Genomic DNA, 20,111 nt, shown 5'->3' with positions numbered 1-20,111 from the left:
GGGCGACGCGTAAGCCCCGACGACCGGGCGCGCGGCCCTTACAGCCGTCCCGCCTCCACGATCCGTCGCAGGAAGCGCTGCGTGCGCTCCTGCTGCGGGTCGCCGAAGACCTGTTCCGCTGTTCCGCGCTCCAGGACCACGCCTCCGTCCAGAAAGCAGACCTGGTCGGCGACGTCCCGGGCGAAGCCCATCTCGTGCGTGGCCAGCACCATGGTCATGCCGTCGTCCTTGAGGTCGCGGACGACGGTGAGGACCTCGCCGACGATCTCCGGGTCGAGGGCGGCGGTGATCTCGTCGAGCAGCAGCAACCGGGGCCGTACGGCCAGAGCGCGCACGATCGCCACACGCTGCTGCTGACCGCCGCTGAGCCGGTCCGGGTACTCGCCCGCCTTCCCGTCGAGCCCGAGCCGCTCCAGGAGCTCCCTGGCTCGCTCCTCGGCCTCCGAGCGGGCCACGCCGTGCACGCGCCGCGGGGCGAGGGTGATGTTGTCCAGGACGGTCATGTGCGGGAACAGGTTGTAGGCCTGGAAGACCACGCCGATGCGACGTCGTACCGTGTCCTGGTCCACGCGCGGGTCGGTGATCTCCTCGCCGTCCAGCCAGATCGCGCCGTCGTCGATGTCCTCCAGGAGGTTGGCGCAGCGCAGCAGCGTGGACTTGCCCGAACCGGACGCGCCGATCAGCGCGGTCACCGTGTGCGGGGCGACCTCCAGGTCGACGTCCCGCAGGACGACGGAGCCGCCGAAAGTCTTGCGGACGGACTCCATCCGCAGCACCGGGGCGTCGCTCATGTCGTTCCTCCCTGCGTCCGCCGACGGTCCATCCGGGCCGTCACCCAGTCCGTGAAGCGGGTCATCGGAATGGTCAGGGCGACGAAGACCAGCCCCGCCACGATGTACGGCGTGTAGTTCAGGCTGCGGCCGACGATGATGTCCGCCGCGCGTACGGCGTCGATGGCGCCGCCGATCGACACGAGACCGGTGTCCTTCTGCAGCGACACCAGGTCGTTCAGCAGCGGCGGCACCTGGCGGCGCACCGCCTGGGGCAGCACCACGTACCGCAGCGCCTGCCGGTTGGACAGGCCCAGCGAGCGGGCCGCCGCGCGCTGCGAGGGGTGCACGGACTCGATGCCGGCGCGGAACACCTCGGCCACGTACGCCGAGTAGGTCAGCGTCAGCGCCGTGCCGCCCAGCCACACCGGGTCGACCGTCACGCCCTGCAGCCGCAGCGCGGGGACGCCCAGGACCACGATCATCAGGTTGATGATCAGCGGCAGACCGCGGAAGAAGTCCGTGTACGCCGCCGCGAGCGCCCGCAGCGGGAAGAACACCGGGCCGCGCAGCGTGCGGGCCACGGCGATGAGCATGCCCAGCACCAGCACGGCGGCGCCGCAGACCAGCAGCAGCCGGACGTTCAGCCACAGCCCTTCGAGGACCTTCGGGAGCGCCTCGCGCGCGTACTGCCCGTTGAAGAACGTCTCCTTGGTGCGCGGCCAGCCGGGCGCGCCGACGACGACGAAGTAGAGGACGACGCCCGTGACCAGGGTCGACAGCGCGGCGACCGCCGTAGCGCGGCGGGCCCGCGCGCGCCGGTAGCGCTCGCGCTCCAGCCGCCGCCGCGAGGGGGTGTAGGCGTCCTCGGCGCCGCCCCCCGGCATGTCGCCCTTGTCGTCCGAGCCCTCCTGCTCGGACTCCTCCTTCGTGACCGTCACTTGAGCACCGGGGCGTCGACGGCGTCGGAGAGCCACTGCTGCTCGATCTTGGCGAGGGCGCCGCTCCTGCGGAGCGCGTCCACGGCCGCCGTCACACAGGACGTCAGGGCGCTGCCCTTGTCGAGCACGAGCCCGAACTGCTCGGGCGCGGCACCCTGGTTCTCGAACTGGCCGACGACCTCGGCGTCCGTGACCTCGGCCGCGGTGATGTAGAAGGCGGTCGGCAGGTCGACCACGATGGCGTCGACCTGCCCGTTCTTGAGCGCCGACTTGGCCTGGTCGTTCTTGGCGAAGACGGCGGCGTCCCGGGTCGGCTTCACCACGTCGTCGATGTAGTCGAGGCTCGTCGTGCCGACCTGGGCGCCCAGCTTCAGGCCCTTGAGGTCCGCGACGGTCGTCGCCGCGGCGGCCTTGGTGCCCTTCAGGGCGACGACGGCCTGGCGCACGTCGTAGTAACCCGATGAGAAGTCCACGGCCTTCTTGCGCTCGTCGCTGATGGACACCTGGTTGATGTCGAAGTCGAAGGTCTTCGCGCCCGGCGCGAAAGCCTTGTTGAACGGCACGCTCTGCCAGACCACCGCGCTCTTGTCGTAACCGAGTTGCTGAGCCACCGCGTACGCCACCGCCGACTCGAAACCCTTGCCGTTGGACGGCTTGTCGTCCTCGAACCACGGCTCGTACGCGGGCTGGTCGGTCGCGACCGTCAACTTCCCGGCCGTCTCGGTGGCCAGTTTGCCCTTGGCGCAGGTGCTCGCGCTCGAACCGGAGGGCGCGGAAGCCGCCTTCTCCTCCGGCTGCGGAGCGCAGCCGACGGCGGTCGCGAGGAGGGCTACGGTGGCGCCGGCGACGGCGCGGCGCAGTACACGGGGGGCGATGTGCATGGCGGGAGAGTGGCAGCGAACGACCTGTTTGTCGAGGTCACACCAGCTTTTGTCCGCATGGTGGGAACGGGTGTTGCGTTCTCGTGAACAGGTCCGCGCAGGGGGCCTGGGCCGCCGGCCGAGGGCGGGGATCGTAGACCGGCGGCCCGATCCGCGCCGGAGCCGTCATCCCGCGCGGGGCTGCAACCAGTTGACCGCGCAACCACGTGTGTGGGGGAGCGCGCGGAAGGGGCCGGCGCGTGCGCGAGATTCACACGGGGCGCGCGTTCGGCGACGCGCGCCCCGTGTACGGAAAACTCACCACCCGCGCGCGTGCCACTCCGGAAGGTGCGGCCGCTCGGCGCCCAGCGTGGTGTCGTCGCCGTGGCCCGGGTAGACCCAGGTCTCGTCCGGGAGGACGTCGAAGATCTTCGTCTCGACGTCGTGGATCAGACTGGCGAACGCCTCCGGGTCCTTGCGGGTGTTGCCCACCCCGCCGGGGAAGAGGCAGTCGCCGGTGAACACGTGGGGGTGGCCGTGGGGGTCGTCGTAGACCAGGGCGATCGAGCCGGGCGTGTGCCCGACCAGATGGCGCGCGGTGAGTTCCACGTTCCCCACCCGGATGACGTCGCCGTCGTCCACCGGGACGTCGGTCGGCACCGGGATGCCCTCGACGTCCTCGCGGCCCGCGTGGGTACGCGCACGCGTGGCCGCCACGACCTGCGCGAGCGCCTGCCAGTGGTCGCCGTGGCGGTGCGTGGTGACGACGGACGCGATGCCGTCGTCACCGATCATGCCGAGCAGCGCCTCCGCGTCGTTCGCCGCGTCGATCAGCAGTTGCTCGTCCGTCGCCCGGCAGCGCAGCAGGTAGGCGTTGTTGTTCATCGGACCGACCGCGATCTTGGTGATCATCAGGTCCTTGAGCTCGTGCACGTCCGCCGGGCCGCCGACCGTCACCTCTCCGCTGTACGTCATGGCGGCAGCCTATAGCGGGGGGAGGGCCGGGAGCGTGCCGCCGTCGACCGTCAGCCCGGATCCGTCGCCGCGCCCGGCGAGCCACCCCAGGAGGTCCGCGGGGGCGCCGGTGACGGTCACCTCGGGTCCGTCGGCCTTGCGGCCCGTGTGCCACGCGCGCGTGCCGTCCGTCAGCCGCGTCGCCGGGACGTCGGGGCGTCCGTCGAACCGCTCCGCGAGGAACGCGATCTCCCGCTCGGTGAACTCCCCGGGCAGGTCCTCCAGGCCGTAGCCGACGCCGAGGTCCACGTGGTGCAGCTCGACCTCCACCCAGCGCCGGAAGGGCACCCGGGCCGCGGTGTCGACGACCCCGTTGCGCAGTTCCACGGTGCGCGACCAGTCCGCGGGCGCGGCGCCCGTCGCCTGGAAGCGGGCCGCGCTCTCGCGCACGTCGGTGAGCTGGACGTCCAGCGGACGCGCGGCGTCCCGCTCGATGTCTGCGTCGCGGACGTGCGCGTCGGCGTACATGGGCCGGCCTTCGAGGACGTTGACGAGGGCGTCCGCGTTGCGGGCGATGTGGGCGAGGACATGGCCGCGGCTCCAGCCGGGCAGGCGTGACGGCTCGGCCACCCACGCGTCGTCCAGTCCGGCGACCGCGCTGAGCAGTCGCTCCGTCGCGTCACGTACAGACGCCAGGTCATGAGCGTGATCAATCATGGTGCTGACCCTAGCCCCGCCACTCCTTCGGGTGAAGGTGGCCGACCGTGCCCGCAAATCGAATGCGCGTGCTATATGGTCGGTGGCGGCGTCGGGCATGCTGGAAGGCCGGGGATTGTTGTGAACCGGTGAATCCCGACCGGCGTTGTCAGTGGCTCCCCCTAGTCTGAGAAAGACGGGGGCCCCGCCCCTGTCACTTCTCTCAAGAAAGGTGCGGACCGGCGTGGCCGACCGTCTCATCGTCCGTGGCGCGCGCGAGCACAACCTCAAGAATGTCTCGCTCGATCTGCCACGCGACTCGCTCATCGTCTTCACGGGCCTGTCGGGGTCGGGCAAGTCCTCGCTGGCCTTCGACACCATCTTCGCCGAGGGACAGCGGCGCTACGTCGAGTCGCTCTCCTCGTACGCCCGCCAGTTCCTCGGCCAGATGGACAAGCCGGACGTCGACTTCATCGAGGGCCTCTCCCCGGCCGTCTCCATCGACCAGAAGTCGACCTCGCGCAACCCGCGCTCCACGGTCGGCACGATCACCGAGGTCTACGACTACCTGCGCCTGCTGTTCGCCCGCATCGGCAAGCCGCACTGCCCCGAGTGCGGACGGCCGATCACGCGCCAGTCGCCGCAGGCCATCGTCGACCGGGTGCTGGAGCTGCCCGAGGGCAGCCGCTTCCAGGTGCTGTCGCCGCTGGTGCGCGAACGCAAGGGAGAGTTCGTCGACCTGTTCGCCGACCTCCAGACCAAGGGCTACAGCCGCGCGCGCGTGGACGGCGAGACGGTGCAGCTGTCCCAGCCGCCCACGCTGAAGAAGCAGGAGAAGCACACCATCGAGGTGGTCATCGACCGCCTCACGGTGAAGGACTCCGCCAAGCGCCGGCTCACCGACTCCGTGGAGACCGCCCTCGGCCTGTCCGGCGGCATGGTCGTGCTCGACTTCGTCGACCTCCCCGAGGACGACCCCGAGCGCGAGCGCATGTACTCGGAGCACCTGTACTGCCCGTACGACGACCTGTCCTTCGAGGAGCTGGAGCCGCGCTCCTTCTCCTTCAACTCGCCCTTCGGCGCCTGCCCCGAGTGCACCGGCATCGGCACGCGCATGGAGGTGGACCCGGAGCTGATCGTCCCGGACGAGGACAAGTCCCTCGACGAGGGCGCCATCCACCCCTGGTCGCACGGCCACACCAAGGACTACTTCGGCCGTCTGATCGGCGCCCTCGCCGACGCCCTCGGCTTCCGCACGGACATCCCCTTCGCGGGCCTGCCGCAGCGCGCCCGCAAGGCGCTGCTGCACGGCCACAAGACGCAGATCGAGGTCCGCTACCGCAACCGGTACGGCCGCGAGCGGGTGTACACGACCCCCTTCGAGGGCGCCGTCCCGTTCGTGAAGCGCCGACACAGCGAGGCCGAGAGCGACGCCAGCCGGGAGCGCTTCGAGGGCTACATGCGCGAGGTGCCCTGCCCCACCTGCCAGGGCACGCGTCTGAAGCCGCTCGTCCTCGCGGTCACCGTCATGGGCCGGTCCATCGCCGAGGTGTCCGGCATGTCCATCAGCGACTGCGCGGACTTCCTGGGCGAGCTGAAGCTCAACGCCCGCGACAAGAAGATCGCCGAGCGGGTCCTGAAGGAGGTCAACGAGCGGCTGCGGTTCCTGGTCGACGTCGGCCTGGACTACCTCTCGCTCAACCGCGCGGCCGGCACCCTCTCGGGCGGCGAGGCCCAGCGCATCCGGCTGGCCACCCAGATCGGCTCCGGCCTCGTCGGCGTGCTGTACGTCCTCGACGAGCCGTCCATCGGCCTGCACCAGCGCGACAACCACCGGCTGATCGAGACCCTCGTCCGGCTGCGCGACATGGGCAACACGCTCATCGTCGTCGAGCACGACGAGGACACCATCAAGGTCGCCGACTGGATCGTCGACATCGGTCCCGGCGCCGGCGAGCACGGCGGCAAGGTCGTGCACAGCGGCTCGTTGAAGGAGCTGCTGGCCAACGACGAGTCGCAGACCGGGCAGTACCTGGCCGGCAAGAAGGCCATCCCGCTGCCCGACATCCGGCGCCCGCTGGACCCGTCCCGCCGGCTCACCGTCCACGGCGCCCGCGAGAACAACCTGCAGGACATCGACGTGTCCTTCCCGCTGGGCGTGTTCACCGCGGTCACCGGCGTGTCCGGCTCCGGCAAGTCGACGCTGGTCAACGACATCCTGTACACGCACCTGGCCCGCGAGCTGAACGGCGCGCGGAACGTCCCGGGCCGGCACACGCGCGTGGACGGCGACGACCTCGTCGACAAGGTCGTGCACGTCGACCAGTCGCCCATCGGCCGCACCCCGCGCTCCAACCCGGCCACGTACACCGGTGTCTTCGACCACGTCCGCAAGCTGTTCGCGGAGACGACCGAGGCGAAGGTCCGCGGCTACCTGCCCGGCCGCTTCTCCTTCAACGTCAAGGGCGGCCGCTGCGAGAACTGCGCGGGCGACGGCACGATCAAGATCGAGATGAACTTCCTCCCGGACGTCTACGTCCCGTGCGAGGTCTGCCACGGCGCCCGCTACAACCGGGAGACCCTGGAGGTCCACTACAAGGGCAAGTCCATCGCAGACGTCCTGAACATGCCGATCGAGGAGGCGACGGAGTTCTTCGAGGCCGTCCCCTCGATCGCCCGCCACCTCAACACACTGAAGGACGTCGGCCTCGGCTACGTCCGCCTCGGCCAGGCCGCGACCACGCTGTCGGGCGGCGAGGCCCAGCGTGTGAAGCTCGCCAGCGAGCTGCAGAAGCGCTCGACCGGCCGCACGGTCTACGTCCTGGACGAGCCGACCACCGGTCTGCACTTCGAGGACATCAGCAAGCTGCTGAAGGTCCTCTCCGGCCTGGTCGACAAGGGCAACACGGTCATCGTCATCGAGCACAACCTCGACGTGATCAAGACCGCGGACTGGGTCGTCGACATGGGCCCCGAGGGAGGCGCCGGCGGCGGCCTCGTCATCGCGGAGGGCACGCCGGAGGAGGTCGCCGGGGTGCCGGCCAGCCACACCGGCAAGTTCCTGCGGGAGATCCTCGGCGCCGACCGCATCAGCGACGCGGCTCCCACGCAGAGCCCGCGCCGGACGGCGGCGAAGAAGACGCCCGCCGCGAAGACGGCCGTCGCGGCGAAGAAGACGGTCGCGGCGAAGACGACCGCGCGGAAGACGGCGACCGCCAAGACGGCGAAGGCCAAGACGGCGGCCGTCAACACCGCCGAGTCCGCCACGGCCAAGAGGGCGACCCCCGCGAAGAAGACCACGCGGGCCCGCAAGGCCTGAGGACGGTCGTGCGAGGGACGGCGCCCCGCGGGAACCACCCGCGGGGCGCCGTCCGTCGTCCCGTCAGCCCTGGAACCCCTCCAGTTCAGAGGCGTACGGCGGTTCCGCGCCGGCCCGGGAGCAGGTGATCGCCGCCGCGCGTGCGGCGAACCGCAGCAGCTCCTGCCAGCCGGCGGCGCCCAGATCCGCGAGCGCCGCCGGGGACAGCGCGTCCCGCTCCGAAAGCCCGTGCAGCAGAGCCGCGTTCACGGTGTCCCCGGCGCCGATGGTGTCCACGACGTCCACCCGCTCGCCCGGCACCCGGTACACGGCGCCGTCCCGGGTGAACGCGGTCAGCCCGGCGCCGCCGTGGGTGATCACGACGGCCGAGGGGCCGGCGGACAGCCACTCGTGCGGGGTGCCGCCCAGCCACTCGGCGTCCTCCTCGGAGAGCTTGAGCAGCGTCACCGAGGGCAGCCAGCTCTTGAAACGGGCGCGGTACGCGTCGGCGTCCGGGATCAGCCCGGAGCGGATGTTCGGGTCGAGCGCGGTGAACAGGCCCTGTGCCGCGGCGCTGTGCATCAGCTGCTCGTACGCGCTCGCACCCGGCTCCAGGACGAGGGAGCAGGTGCCGAAGGACAGCGCGCGCGTGCCCGCGGGCAGTGCTCGCGGCGCCGTGAACAACCGGTCGGCGGTGCCGTCGACGTAGAAGGAGTAGGCGGCCGAGCCGTTCCCGTCGATCGTGGCCACCGCGAGGGTGGTCGGCTCCTTGCCGCGCTGCACCGCGGACACGTCCACGCCCGACTCCCGCAGTCTGCCGAGCAGCGCCTCGCCGAAGGCGTCCAGCGACGTGCGGGAGCAGAAGGCCGTGGGGGAGCCGAGGCGACCGAGGGCGACCGCCGTGTTGTAGGGGCCGCCGCCGAGCGCCGGCTGCAGGCCCGCCAGGGCGCCTGTGCCCTGCGGTACCAGGTCGATCAGAGCCTCACCGGCGACGACGATCACAGGACGGTTCCTTTCTCGGACTGCTCGAAGAAGGCTGGTGCGGGGAGGCACGCCGGGGGCGACCGGCCGTCAGGAACGCCGATCTCCCGGTCCGGCCGGACGAGGGCGGAGGGTCCACCCGACGGGCCGTCCGCGACCAGGGCGGCACGGCATGACGGACCTGGACGCCCACGAGGGGCCGTGCGGTCCGGTGAACGGAGCGACGGTCATGCCGGGGCGAGGACGGGGTCCCCCACGGACGGGACGGCCGCCCCGGAGCTGTCCGTGTACCGCGCGACGTCGGCGTCGGTCGGCATCGCGTCCCCTCCCGGTGTCCCCTGTGGCGCTTCCGGGCGGGACGCTATCCCATCCGGGGAGGGCGCAAACGCCCCTCAGGCCCGCACGCCCCCGTGCGAGCGTTCCCGACCCCCGTGCGCGCCTCCGCACCGACTCACACACGCACCCGCACGCCCGCGTGCGTCCGGCACCTGTTCCGCGCGCCGTGCGCTCCGGCACCGTCACGCCCCCGCGCTCCCGTCACGTCCCCGCGCTCCCGTCACGTCCCCGCGCTCCCGTCACGTCCCCGCGCTCCCGTCACGCCTCCGCGCTCCGGCACGGTCTACGCCCCCCGGCAGGGCACCCGTCGTGCGCGGTGCGCTCCGGCGTGGCCCGCGGCCCTGGCCCCGCCGCGCCGCCCCGCCCCGTTCACTCCCAGTCCCACCCGATGCCCACCATGCCGGACCGTACCCGTGGCTCGACGAGGTGCACCGAGCGGTGGCGGCCGCTGAGCGGCAGTTCCTGGCGGCCGCCGCGCGGTGCCGCGGCCGAGTGCTGGGTGAACCGGTGGCAGCGCACGGGCACGGCCTGCTCGTCGAAGCGGATCTGGAGGGCGTACTGGCCGCCCGCCGCACCGAAGCCGCGGACGTACTCGCTGGACGCGTCGCCCGTGCCGTCCTCGACGCCGTAGCGGAAGAGGAAGGTGTCGCCGGCCCGCAGACGGGTGTCGAAGAGGAGTTCGGCCACCAGCACGCCGGTGTCGTGGTGGCGCCGGACCCGGCCGGCCCGGCAGTTCTCCAGGGCGTGCACCGTCATCCGCTCCGGCGCGCAGCCGGGGTCGCCGTGGTGGACCGCCACGAAGCGGTCGACGCCGTCGCGGTGGGCGCGCACGATGTGCTGCGACTCGCGTCCCAGCAGCTCACGGCGGGCCCCTATGCGGACCCGCTCGTGATGGCCCAGGGTGTGCAGCCCGCCATCGACAGGGCACTCCAGTTCGCCGAGCAGTTGTTCGAGGATGCCGGAGGCGGCCAGGAGAGAGCGGTAGGAACGGCCCGCGGACCGGCCCGCCGTCGCGCCGCCGTGCCCGCCGTCGGACTCCGCGAGCAGCCGGATCAGGGACTCGTCCGGCAGGTGCAGGATCTCCTCCAGCGCCCGTACGGCCCGCAGCGACTCGGGACGCTGCGGACGCCGGGCGCCCTGCTGCCAGTAGCTCAGGCTGGTCACGCCGACCTTGACCCCGTAGCGCGACAGATGGTGCTGGACACGCTGCAGCGGCAGCCCACGGGCGGCGATCGCGGCACGCAGCGCCACGTGGAAGGGGCCCCCTCGCAGGGCCGTGTCCAGTTCGGCGGTGACGGCGTCGGCGGCGTCCGCGTGCTGTGTGGCGTGCGGCATGCAGGGGCCTCTCTGTGAATGCTCACGACGGCTGGTCGGACCGTGCGCGGGGTGGTCGGGGCCTTGCCTGCGTCGCCGGCGCTCCTTCACATCCGTGAGGCGGCCTTCAGGGCCCCGAGTTCCTCCGCATTGAAGCGTGTTGACCAAGTCCCGACAACACCTGATGCCCGAGTGGCACGTGCGTGTGGCCGAGTCGGCACCCCGGGCCCGGGCCGCCCCGCTGCTGCCCGCGCAAGCCCCTTCGCCGTCCCCCGGCGTTGTCCACAGCCCCGCCTGAGTGTCACCGCGCGCCAGTAGGGTGTGAACATGGCCGACCCCTCCAGCTACCGCCCCAAGCCGGGACAGATCCCGGACTCCCCCGGGGTGTACCGATTCCGCGACGAGCACCGCCGGGTGATCTACGTCGGAAAGGCGAAGAGCCTGCGCCAGCGCCTGGCGAACTACTTCCAGGACCTGGCGGGTCTCCACCCGCGCACCCGCACGATGGTCACCACGGCCGCGTCCGTGGAGTGGACGGTGGTGTCCACGGAGGTCGAGGCGCTGCAGCTGGAGTACTCCTGGATCAAGGAGTACGACCCCCGGTTCAACGTCAAGTACCGCGACGACAAGAGCTACCCCTACCTCGCGGTCACGATGAACGAGGAGTACCCGCGCGTGCAGGTGATGCGCGGGCACAAGAAGAAGGGCGTCAGGTACTTCGGTCCCTACGCGCACGCGTGGGCGATCCGGGACACCGTCGACCTGCTCCTGCGCGTCTTCCCCGTGCGCACCTGCTCCGCCGGCGTCTTCAAGAACGCCTCCCGCACCGGCCGCCCCTGCCTGCTCGGCTACATCGGCAAGTGCTCCGCGCCCTGCGTGAGCCGGATCTCCCCCGAGGACCACTGGGAACTGGCCGACGAGTTCTGCGACTTCATGGCCGGCCGCACCGGCACCCATCTGCGCCGCCTGGAGAAGCAGATGGCGGAGGCGGCCGAGGAGATGGAGTACGAGCGGGCCGCCCGCCTGCGCGACGACATCGAGGCCCTGAAGAAGGCCATGGAGAAGAACGCCGTCGTGCTCGCGGACGCGACCGACGCCGACCTGATCGCGGTCGCCGAGGACGAGCTGGAGGCGGCCGTCCAGATCTTCCACGTCCGCGGCGGGCGAGTGCGCGGCCAGCGCGGCTGGGTCACCGACAAGGTCGAGGACGTCACCACGGGCGCCCTGGTCGAACACGCCCTGCAGCAGCTGTACGGCGAGGAGCGCGGCGACTCCGTCCCCAAGGAGGTGCTGGTCCCCGCCCTCCCCGACCCGGTCGAGCCCGTGCAGGAGTGGCTCACCGAGCGCCGCGGGGCCAACGTGTCGCTGCGCATCCCGCAGCGGGGCGACAAGAAGGCCCTGATGGAGACCGTCGGGCGCAACGCCCAGCAGGCGCTCGTCCTGCACAAGACCAAGCGCGCCTCCGACCTGACCACGCGCTCGCGCGCGCTGGAGGAGATCGCCGAGGCCCTCGACCTGGACAGCGCACCGCTGCGGATCGAGTGCTACGACATCTCGCACCTCCAGGGCGACGACGTCGTGGCGTCCATGGTCGTCTTCGAGGACGGCCTGCAGCGCAAGAGCGAGTACCGCCGCTTCCAGATCAAGGGCTTCGAGGGCCAGGACGACGTCCGCTCCATGCACGAGGTGATCACCCGCCGCTTCCGGCGCTATCTCGCCGAGAAGGAGAGGACGGGGGAGTGGGCCGACGGCGAAGCGACGCCTACGGACGGCGCCGCAGCCGTCGGCGGCGCGATCGACGGTGCGGAGGTCGACGGAGCGGAGTTCGACGGAGCGGAAGTCCAGCCGGCCGCGGGCCCGAGGGGGCCCGGCCTCGGCGGCGCCCTCACCGACGAGGACGGCCGGCCCAAGCGCTTCGCCTACCCGCCCCAGCTCGTCGTCGTCGACGGCGGACAGCCGCAGGTGGCCGCGGCCAAGAGGGCGCTGGACGAGCTGGGCATCGACGACATCGCCGTCTGCGGCCTCGCCAAGCGTCTGGAGGAGGTCTGGCTGCCGCACGACGACGACCCGGTCGTCCTGCCCCGCAGCAGCGAGGGCCTCTACCTGCTGCAGCGCGTCCGCGACGAGGCCCACCGCTTCGCCATCACCTACCAGCGCACCAAGCGGGCCAAGCGGTTCCGCTCCGGCCCGCTGGACGAGGTGCCGGGCCTGGGCGAGACGCGCAAACAGGCGCTGATCAAGCACTTCGGCTCGGTGAAGCGGCTGCGCGCCGCGACGATCGACCAGATCTGCGAGGTTCCTGGCATAGGCCGCAAGACGGCCGAGACCATCGCCGTGGCCCTCGCCGAGGCGGCACCGCCCGCCCCCGCCGTGAACACGGCGACCGGAGAGATCATTGATGACGAGGAACCCGACACGACGGCGGGTTCCCCCGGAGCCCCCGTGACGTCGGGCGCCCCGGAAGAACGACGGGGGCAGGAGACATGACCGAGCACGACGCACACCCCACGGCCCAGCGAGAACAGGCGCCCACTACTGTGCCCACAGCCGCGTCCCGGCAGGGACCCGGCGGATCCGGCGAGGATGCCGCCGCGCACCCCGCCGCCGCCGACAGCCCCCAGCAAGAAGCACGCCACGAAGACGGAGCACAGGTGAGTACGGACGTCACACCGCCCGGGATCCCCGAAGCGGCCATCCCCGAGCTGGTGATCATCTCCGGAATGTCCGGGGCCGGCCGCTCGACGGCGGCCAAGTGTCTGGAGGACCTCGGCTGGTTCGTGGTCGACAACCTTCCGCCCGCCCTGATTCCCACCATGGTGGAGCTGGGCGCCCGCTCCCAGGGCAACGTCGCCCGGATCGCGGTCGTCGTCGACGTCCGCGGCCGGCGCTTCTTCGACAACCTCCGCGAGTCCCTCGCCGACCTGGAGTCGAGGAACGTCACCCGGCGCATCGTCTTCCTGGAGTCCTCCGACGACGCCCTGGTGCGCCGCTTCGAGTCCGTGCGCCGCCCGCACCCCCTCCAGGGCGACGGCCGCATCGTCGACGGCATCGCCGCCGAGCGCGAGCTGCTGCGCGAACTGCGCGGTGACGCCGACCTGGTGATCGACACCTCCAGCCTCAACGTGCACGAGCTGCGGGCCAAGATGGACGCCCAGTTCGCCGGCGAGGAGGAGCCCGAACTGCGGGCCACCGTCATGTCCTTCGGCTTCAAGTACGGCCTGCCGGTCGACGCCGACCTGGTCGTGGACATGCGCTTCCTGCCCAACCCGCACTGGGTCCCGGAGCTGCGCCCCTACACCGGCCTCAACGAGGAGGTCTCGACGTACGTCCTCAACCAGCCCGGCGCGAAGGAGTTCCTCGACCGGTACGCGGAGCTCCTCCAGCTGGTTGCCGCGGGCTACCGCCGGGAGGGCAAGCGCTATGTGACCATCGCGGTGGGCTGTACCGGCGGCAAGCACCGCTCGGTGGCCATGTCGGAGAAGCTCGCCGCGCGACTCGCGGCCGAGGGCGTGGAGACGGTGGTCGTGCACCGGGACATGGGACGGGAATGACAGGACGTACACCGCGGCTCGGCCGCCTGCGCAGGGTCGCCCCGGACGGGCGCGCGGGCCGGCCGGCCGAGGCCCGCGGCGGCAAACCGCGCCGCCGCGGCACCCAGCCCAAGGTCGTCGCCCTCGGCGGCGGCATGGGCCTGTCCGCCTCGCTCACCGCCCTGCGCCGGATCACCGGCGACCTCACCGGCGTCGTCACGGTGGCCGACGACGGCGGCTCCAGCGGCCGTCTGCGCGACGAGCTGGGCGTGCTGCCCCCCGGCGACCTGCGCAAGGCCCTGGCGGCGCTGTGCGGGGACGACGACTGGGGCCAGACCTGGGCCCGGGTCATCCAGCACCGGTTCCAGTCGCAGGGCGAGATCAACGGGCACGCGGTCGGCAACCTGCTGATCGTCGCCCTGTGGGAACAGCTCGGCGACCACGTCCAGGCTCTGGACCTGGTCGGCAAGCTGCTGGGCGCACAGGGTCGGGTACTGCCCATGTCCGCCGTGCCGCTGGAGCTCCAGGCGCTGGTCAAGGGGCATGATCCGCAGCGCCCGGACGACGTGGACACCGTCCGGGGACAGGCGACCGTGGCGCTGACGCCCGGCGAGGTGCAGTCCGTGCATCTGGTGCCGAACGACCCGCCGGCCGTCCCGGAGGCCGTCGACGCCGTGCTGGACGCCGACTGGGTGGTGCTCGGTCCCGGCTCCTGGTTCTCCTCGGTCATGCCGCACCTGCTGGTGCCCGACCTGCTGAACGCCCTCATGGCGACGAAGGCGCGCCGGGTCCTCTCGTTGAACCTCGCGCCGCAGCCGGGAGAAACCGACGGCTTCTCCCCGCAGCGTCATTTGGAGGTTTTGGGACGACACGCCCCTAAACTCGCCCTGGACGTGGTGCTGGCCGACGTGGCTGCCGTGCCCGACCGCGACTCGCTGACCGAAGCGGCCGAACGGTTCGGAGCCGCGGTCGAGCTGGCGCCGGTGGCCCGGCCCGACGGAACCCCGAGGCACGACCCGGAGCTGTTGGCCGCCGCGTACGACCGTATTTTTCGGATGCATGGAAGGATCGGCCCATGGCGATGACGGCAGCGGTGAAGGACGAGATCTCCCGGCTCCCCGTCACCCGGACCTGCTGCAGAAAGGCGGAGGTCTCCGCCCTTCTGCGGTTCGCCGGCGGCCTCCACCTGGTGAGCGGGCGCATCGTGATCGAGGCGGAGCTGGACACCGCGATGGCGGCCCGCCGGCTCAAGCGGGACATCCTGGAGATCTTCGGACACGGTTCGGAACTGATCGTGATGGCCCCCGGCGGTATCCGCCGCGGCTCGCGCTATGTGGTGCGCGTGGTGGCCGGCGGTGACCAGCTGGCCCGGCAGACGGGACTCGTCGACGGCCGCGGCCGCCCGATCCGGGGTCTGCCCCCGCAGGTGGTCTCCGGCGCGACCTGCGACGCGGAGGCCGCCTGGCGCGGGGCCTTCCTGGCGCACGGCTCGCTCACCGAGCCCGGCCGTTCCTCCTCGCTGGAGGTGACCTGCCCGGGCCCGGAGGCCGCGCTGGCGCTGGTCGGCGCCGCCCGCCGGCTGTCCATCGCGGCGAAGGCCCGCGAGGTGCGCGGGGTCGACCGGGTCGTCGTCCGCGACGGCGACGCGATCGGCGCGCTGCTCACCCGGCTGGGCGCCCACGAGTCGGTGCTGGCCTGGGAGGAGCGCCGGATGCGCCGCGAGGTGCGCGCCACGGCGAACCGGCTGGCGAACTTCGACGACGCCAACCTGCGCCGCTCCGCCCGCGCCGCCGTGGCCGCCGGGGCCCGCGTCCAGCGGGCCCTGGAGATCCTCGGGGAAGAGGTGCCCGAGCACCTCGCCGCGGCCGGCCGGCTGCGGATGGACCACAAGCAGGCCTCCCTGGAGGAGCTGGGCGCGCTCGCCGACCCGCCGCTGACGAAGGACGCGGTCGCCGGCCGGATCCGCCGTCTGCTGGCGATGGCCGACAAGCGGGCCTCCGACCTCGGCATCCCGGGCACGGAGGCCAACCTCAGCGAGGAGCTCGCCGACAACCTGGTCGGCTGACGCTCTCTCAGAACGCCGGTGGTGTGGCCCGATCGGGCGACACCACCGGCGTTTTGCGTGGCCTGTCGGGCGCTCTTGACTGGATCATGAACTGTCATGAGCCTGGCAGAGTTCGCTGCTGGGGCGGACTCACGCTAGGGGGGTTCATGAGACGAAGAGCGAGATCGATCCTCGCTGTCGGCGCGCTGCTGCTCGGCGGAGCGGCACTCGCACCCATCGCCCAGGCACAGCCCGGCAACACGCCGAAACCCGACGCGGACGAGGTCAAGGTCTTCCGCGCCGAGGTAACCAAGAAGCAGGTACCCCTGCTGCTGGCGGCCGGCCAGGACGGTCACGAACTCAGTGAGCAGGCGCCCGAGCAGGGCACCGCGACGGTCGAGGTCTACCTCACCGACAAGCAGGCGAAGAAGCTCCGGAAGCAGGGAGTGGAGCTCGCCGAACACACGCTTTCGGCCAAGGCGGAGTCCCGCGTCGAGGCCGCCGCCGACGGGGTGTTCCGCCCGTACAGCGGCAGCGGCGGCCTCCGGGAGGAGATCCTCCGCACCGGCCGGCAGAACCCGGGCCTCACCAAGGTCGTCTCCATCGGCAAGACCGTGAACGGCCAGGACATCCTCGCGCTGAAACTGACCGGGAACGCGAAGAAGTCCAAGGACGGCTCCAAGCCTTCGGTGCTGTACATGTCCAACCAGCACGCGCGTGAGTGGATCACCCCGGAGATGACCCGCCGGCTGATGCACTACTACCTGGACCACTACCGGACCGACCGGCGTGTGAAGAAGATCGTCGACTCCAGCGAGCTGTGGTTCGTCCTGTCGGCCAACCCCGACGGCTACGACTACACCTTCGAGAACACCGCCAACCGGCTCTGGCGCAAGAACCTGCGGGACGTCAACGGCGACGGCGCGATCTCCACCGGCGACGGCGTCGACCTCAACCGCAACTTCCCCTACAAGTGGGGCTACGACGACGAGGGTTCGTCACCCAACCCCACCAGCCAGACCTACCGTGGGGCGAGCCCCGGCTCCGAGCCGGAGACGAAGGCGCTCGACGCCTTCGAGAAGCGGATCGGGTTCACGTACGGCATCAACTACCACTCCGCCGCCGAGCTGCTCCTCTACGGCGTCGGCTGGCAGGTCGCCACCGACACCCCGGACGACGTCGCCTACAAGGCGCTGGCCGGCACCCCCGACAACTCCGCGATCCCGGGCTACCACCCGCAGGTCTCCTCGGAGCTGTACACGACCAACGGCGAGGCGGACGGCCACGCGGCGAACGTCAACGGCACCGCGATGTTCACCCCCGAGATGTCCACCTGCCAGACCGCGTCGAACATCGACCCGGGCGACCAGTGGAACGCGGCCGACTGCCAGTCGGTCTTCAACTTCCCGGACGACGAGAAGCTGATCCAGGACGAGTTCGCCAAGAACGTGCCGTTCGCGCTCTCCGTCGCCGAGTCCGCCGCGCACCCCGACCAGCCGAAGTCCTCGGTCGGCGCCTCCGCGGCCGACTTCACCCCGGCGCCGTTCACCACCTCGTACTCGCGCGGCGCCGACCAGGAGGTCTCCGTCGTCGTGCGCAAGGCGGTCCGCGACAAGGAGCTCAAGTACCGCGTCAACGGCGGCCGTACGCGGGACCAGGCGCTCAGGCCCTGGAGGGGCGGCGAGACCTACGGCGGGGACGACAACCTCTTCTACGACGAGTACCGGGCCAAGGTGCGCGACGGCAAGCCGGGCGACAAGGTCGAGGTGTGGTTCACCGGCGAGACCAGGGCCGGCAAGAAGGTCTCCAGCTCGCACTTCACCTACACGGTCGCCGCGCGGCCCAAGGCCGGCACGCTCGTCGTCGCAGAGGAGGGCGCGGCCGCCACGCAGGCGCAGACCTACGTCGACGCGCTGAAGGCCAACGGCCGCAAGGCGGTCGTCTGGGACGTCGCCACCCAGGGCGCCCCCGACGCGCTCGGCGTGCTCAGCCACTTCGGCACGGTCGTCCACTACACGGGCGCGAACGCCCCCGGCAACCCGACCCAGCTCGAACTGCGGGCCTTCCTCAACGAGGGCGGCAAGCTGATCGAGGCGGGCGAGCTGGCCGGCGGCAACGTCGACCTCGGCGACGGCACCCCGTCGAACGACTTCAGCCAGTACTACCTGGGCGCCTACTCCCGTACGTCGACCCCCGGCGCCACCGGCTTCACCGGTTCGGGAGAGCTGGGCGGCTTCAGCGGGGCCCTCGGCACCGCCACCGGCAACCCGCTCGACAAGGCCGGCACCTACGGCGTCACCTCGGACGAGCTGCCGGCCGCCGGGTACCCGCAGTTCGCCAGCTCCGGCGCGGGCCGGTTCGCCGGAACCGTCAGCCCGTACGGGCCGTACTCGGGCTCGTACATGGCCGCCGCGGTCCACACCGACGACGCCTACAAGCGCCTCACCCGCACCATCGACCTCAGCGGTGTCGGCGCGGCGAGCAAGCCGGCGCTGCGGACCCAGCTGCTGTGGGACACCGAGCCCGGCTACGACAACGCGATCGTGGAGATCCACACGGTCGGCGCCGACGACTGGACCACGCTCCCGGAGGCGGGCGGCGCCACCGGCACCGCGGTGCCCGCGGAATGCGGGGGAGGCTTCTACGTCGGTGAGCACCCCTGGCTGCGGCACTACCTCACCCTCGGCTCCGGCGGTTGCACCGCGACCGGTTCCACCGGCTCCTGGAACGCCCTCACCGGCGCCTCCAGCGGCTGGCAGCAGGTGAACTTCGATCTGAGCGCGTACGCGGGCAAGAAGGTCGAGGTGTCGATCGCCTACGTCACCGACCCCGGCAGCGGCGGCCACGGCGTGCTCGCGGACGACGCCTCGCTGGTCGTCGGCGGCGGCGCCACCGAGACCGAGGGCTTCGAGACGTCCCTGGGCGCCTGGAAGGCGGGCGGCCCGCCGGCCGGCAGCCCGGCCGTGCTGAAGGACTGGGCGCGCACCGGAGCGCTCTTCCAGACCTATGGCGCGATCACCACCGACGACACCGTGCTGCTGGGCTTCGGCCTGGAGCACCTCACCTCGGCGGCCGACCGGAAGACGCTCATCGGCAAGGCGCTCCACTCACTTGAGAGCTGACACGCCGAAGTCAACGCGGTGTGAAGGTTCGTGACCGAATCGAGTGATCGGGCCCGTCCGGCACGGGCGGTCCGTACCCCTACTGGCGGGTACGGACCGCCCTGCCAGGTATGGGCGAAGTCGATGTCACTCCGGCGGCCTCGGAGAGGTAGGGTCGGAGGTGGTCGGGGACATCCCAAATACAGCTCGCCGGCACCGCATGGCCGGCGTACCAACGAGGAGATCGGTTCGTGACGATCCGCGTAGGCATCAACGGCTTTGGCCGCATCGGTCGTAACTACTTCCGCGCGCTGCTGGAGCAGGGTGCTGACATCGAGATCGTGGCTGTCAACGACCTGGGTGACACCGCGACCACCGCTCACCTGCTCAAGTACGACACCATCCTGGGCCGTCTCAAGGCCGAGGTGTCGCACACCGCCGACACGATCACCGTCGACGGCCACACCATCAAGGTGCTCTCGGAGCGCAACCCCGCCGACATCCCGTGGGGTCAGCTCGGCGTCGACATCGTCATCGAGTCGACCGGCATCTTCACCAAGAAGGCGGACGCCGAGAAGCACCTCGCGGGCGGCGCCAAGAAGGTCCTGATCTCGGCTCCGGCCAAGGACGAGGACATCACCATCGTGATGGGCGTCAACCAGGACAAGTACGACCCGGCGAACCACCACGTCATCTCCAACGCCTCCTGCACCACCAACTGTGTGGCGCCGATGGCGAAGGTCCTCGACGAGAACTTCGGCATCGTCAAGGGCCTGATGACGACGGTCCACGCCTACACCAACGACCAGCGCATCCTGGACTTCCCGCACTCGGACCTGCGCCGCGCCCGCGCCGCAGCCGAGAACATCATCCCGACCACGACGGGCGCCGCGAAGGCGACCGCCCTGGTCCTGCCGCAGCTCAAGGGCAAGCTCGACGGCATCGCGATGCGCGTCCCGGTCCCCACCGGCTCGGCCACCGACCTGGTCGTGACGCTCCAGCGCGAGGTCACCAAGGACGAGGTCAACGCCGCGTTCAAGAAGGCCTCCGAGGACGGCGACCTCAAGGGCTACCTGTCCTACACCGAGGACCCGATCGTCTCCTCGGACATCGTCAGCGACCCGGCCTCCTGCACCTTCGACTCCTCCCTGACCATGGTCCAGGAGGGCAACTCGGTGAAGATCCTCGGCTGGTACGACAACGAGTGGGGCTACTCCAACCGTCTCGTGGACCTGACGGTCTTCGTCGGCGGCCGGCTCTGATCGACAGACCAGGCACCTCGATGT

The 20,111-nt window shown here is 71.3% G+C and carries 14 protein-coding genes; 7 read left to right on the top strand and 7 right to left on the bottom strand.

The features are described from left to right. Positions 1-38: 38 nt before the first annotated feature. From ACZ7DE_RS20675 to ACZ7DE_RS20655, 5 genes are all read right to left on the bottom strand, one after another. On the bottom strand, positions 39-791 hold the full coding sequence (locus tag ACZ7DE_RS20675; protein ID WP_470763214.1) for an amino acid ABC transporter ATP-binding protein: 753 nt from the start codon (positions 789-791) through the stop codon (positions 39-41). Continuing rightward, the gene (locus ACZ7DE_RS20670) at positions 788-1,711 is read right to left on the bottom strand and encodes an amino acid ABC transporter permease (RefSeq protein ID WP_470763213.1); all 924 of its coding nucleotides are present in this window, start codon (positions 1,709-1,711) and stop codon (positions 788-790) included. The genes ACZ7DE_RS20675 and ACZ7DE_RS20670 overlap by 4 nt, the downstream gene beginning before the upstream one ends. Next, a complete protein-coding gene (locus tag ACZ7DE_RS20665; protein ID WP_470763211.1) occupies positions 1,708-2,592 on the bottom strand; it encodes an ABC transporter substrate-binding protein in 885 nt (294 codons plus the stop codon). The genes ACZ7DE_RS20670 and ACZ7DE_RS20665 overlap by 4 nt, the downstream gene beginning before the upstream one ends. Positions 2,593-2,889: 297 nt before the next feature. Beyond that, a complete protein-coding gene (locus tag ACZ7DE_RS20660) occupies positions 2,890-3,546 on the bottom strand; it encodes an MBL fold metallo-hydrolase (protein WP_470763209.1) in 657 nt (218 codons plus the stop codon). 9 nt (positions 3,547-3,555) lie between these two features. Next, complete coding sequence (locus tag ACZ7DE_RS20655) at positions 3,556-4,242, bottom strand: maleylpyruvate isomerase family mycothiol-dependent enzyme (protein WP_470763208.1); 687 nt, start codon at positions 4,240-4,242, stop codon at positions 3,556-3,558. Between the two features lie 223 nt (positions 4,243-4,465). Here ACZ7DE_RS20655 and uvrA point away from each other — a divergent pair, with 223 nt between their 5' ends. Continuing rightward, positions 4,466-7,540, top strand: coding sequence for an excinuclease ABC subunit UvrA (uvrA, locus tag ACZ7DE_RS20650; RefSeq protein WP_470763207.1), 3,075 nt, complete (start codon positions 4,466-4,468; stop codon positions 7,538-7,540). 63 nt (positions 7,541-7,603) lie between these two features. Here the strand turns inward: uvrA and ACZ7DE_RS20645 are convergent, their stop codons facing one another. Together ACZ7DE_RS20645 and ACZ7DE_RS20640 are read right to left on the bottom strand one after the other, a co-directional pair. Then, positions 7,604-8,521, bottom strand: coding sequence for a carbohydrate kinase family protein (locus ACZ7DE_RS20645; RefSeq protein WP_470763206.1), 918 nt, complete (start codon positions 8,519-8,521; stop codon positions 7,604-7,606). 684 nt (positions 8,522-9,205) lie between these two features. After that, the gene (locus tag ACZ7DE_RS20640; protein ID WP_470763205.1) at positions 9,206-10,171 is read right to left on the bottom strand and encodes a hypothetical protein; all 966 of its coding nucleotides are present in this window, start codon (positions 10,169-10,171) and stop codon (positions 9,206-9,208) included. Positions 10,172-10,477: 306 nt separating this feature from the next. Here ACZ7DE_RS20640 and uvrC point away from each other — a divergent pair, with 306 nt between their 5' ends. The 6 genes from uvrC to gap all read left to right on the top strand — a co-directional run bounded on the left by uvrC (position 10,478) and on the right by gap (position 20,087). Continuing rightward, the gene (gene uvrC, locus ACZ7DE_RS20635; RefSeq protein ID WP_470763203.1) at positions 10,478-12,637 is read left to right on the top strand and encodes an excinuclease ABC subunit UvrC; all 2,160 of its coding nucleotides are present in this window, start codon (positions 10,478-10,480) and stop codon (positions 12,635-12,637) included. Then, positions 12,634-13,701 (top strand): RNase adapter RapZ, encoded by a 1,068-nt coding sequence (gene rapZ, locus ACZ7DE_RS20630; RefSeq protein ID WP_470763201.1) that lies wholly within the window; start codon positions 12,634-12,636, stop codon positions 13,699-13,701. The genes uvrC and rapZ overlap by 4 nt, the downstream gene beginning before the upstream one ends. Then, complete coding sequence (locus ACZ7DE_RS20625; protein ID WP_470763199.1) at positions 13,698-14,765, top strand: gluconeogenesis factor YvcK family protein; 1,068 nt, start codon at positions 13,698-13,700, stop codon at positions 14,763-14,765. Before rapZ ends, ACZ7DE_RS20625 begins: the two co-directional genes overlap by 4 nt. Further along, the gene (gene whiA, locus ACZ7DE_RS20620; protein WP_470763197.1) at positions 14,756-15,745 is read left to right on the top strand and encodes a DNA-binding protein WhiA; all 990 of its coding nucleotides are present in this window, start codon (positions 14,756-14,758) and stop codon (positions 15,743-15,745) included. The genes ACZ7DE_RS20625 and whiA overlap by 10 nt, the downstream gene beginning before the upstream one ends. Before the next feature lie 146 nt (positions 15,746-15,891). After that, positions 15,892-18,846 carry a M14 family metallopeptidase gene (locus ACZ7DE_RS20615; RefSeq protein WP_470763195.1) on the top strand — a complete coding sequence of 985 codons (2,955 nt, stop codon included), beginning with the start codon at positions 15,892-15,894 and terminating at the stop codon, positions 18,844-18,846. Between the two features lie 230 nt (positions 18,847-19,076). Beyond that, positions 19,077-20,087 carry a type I glyceraldehyde-3-phosphate dehydrogenase gene (gap, locus tag ACZ7DE_RS20610; RefSeq protein ID WP_470763193.1) on the top strand — a complete coding sequence of 337 codons (1,011 nt, stop codon included), beginning with the start codon at positions 19,077-19,079 and terminating at the stop codon, positions 20,085-20,087. Positions 20,088-20,111 lie beyond the last annotated feature (24 nt).

The sequence above is a fragment of the Streptomyces sp. NPDC037083 genome (assembly GCF_055606485.1).
This window is presented reverse-complemented; position numbering and strand designations above follow the sequence as displayed.

Bases quoted from the DNA above. Each gene is read 5' to 3' on its own strand.
- ACZ7DE_RS20675 (WP_470763214.1), bottom strand. From the start codon at position 791: ATGAGCGACGCCCCGGTGCTGCGGATGGAGTCCGTCCGCAAGACTTTC.
- ACZ7DE_RS20665 (WP_470763211.1), bottom strand. From the start codon at position 2,592: ATGCACATCGCCCCCCGTGTACTGCGCCGCGCCGTCGCCGGCGCCACC.
- ACZ7DE_RS20660 (WP_470763209.1), bottom strand. From the start codon at position 3,546: ATGACGTACAGCGGAGAGGTGACGGTCGGCGGCCCGGCGGACGTGCAC.
- ACZ7DE_RS20655 (WP_470763208.1), bottom strand. From the start codon at position 4,242: ATGATTGATCACGCTCATGACCTGGCGTCTGTACGTGACGCGACGGAG.
- ACZ7DE_RS20640 (WP_470763205.1), bottom strand. From the start codon at position 10,171: ATGCCGCACGCCACACAGCACGCGGACGCCGCCGACGCCGTCACCGCC.
- uvrC (WP_470763203.1), top strand. From the start codon at position 10,478: ATGGCCGACCCCTCCAGCTACCGCCCCAAGCCGGGACAGATCCCGGAC.
- rapZ (WP_470763201.1), top strand. From the start codon at position 12,634: ATGACCGAGCACGACGCACACCCCACGGCCCAGCGAGAACAGGCGCCC.
- ACZ7DE_RS20625 (WP_470763199.1), top strand. From the start codon at position 13,698: ATGACAGGACGTACACCGCGGCTCGGCCGCCTGCGCAGGGTCGCCCCG.
- whiA (WP_470763197.1), top strand. From the start codon at position 14,756: ATGGCGATGACGGCAGCGGTGAAGGACGAGATCTCCCGGCTCCCCGTC.
- ACZ7DE_RS20615 (WP_470763195.1), top strand. From the start codon at position 15,892: ATGAGACGAAGAGCGAGATCGATCCTCGCTGTCGGCGCGCTGCTGCTC.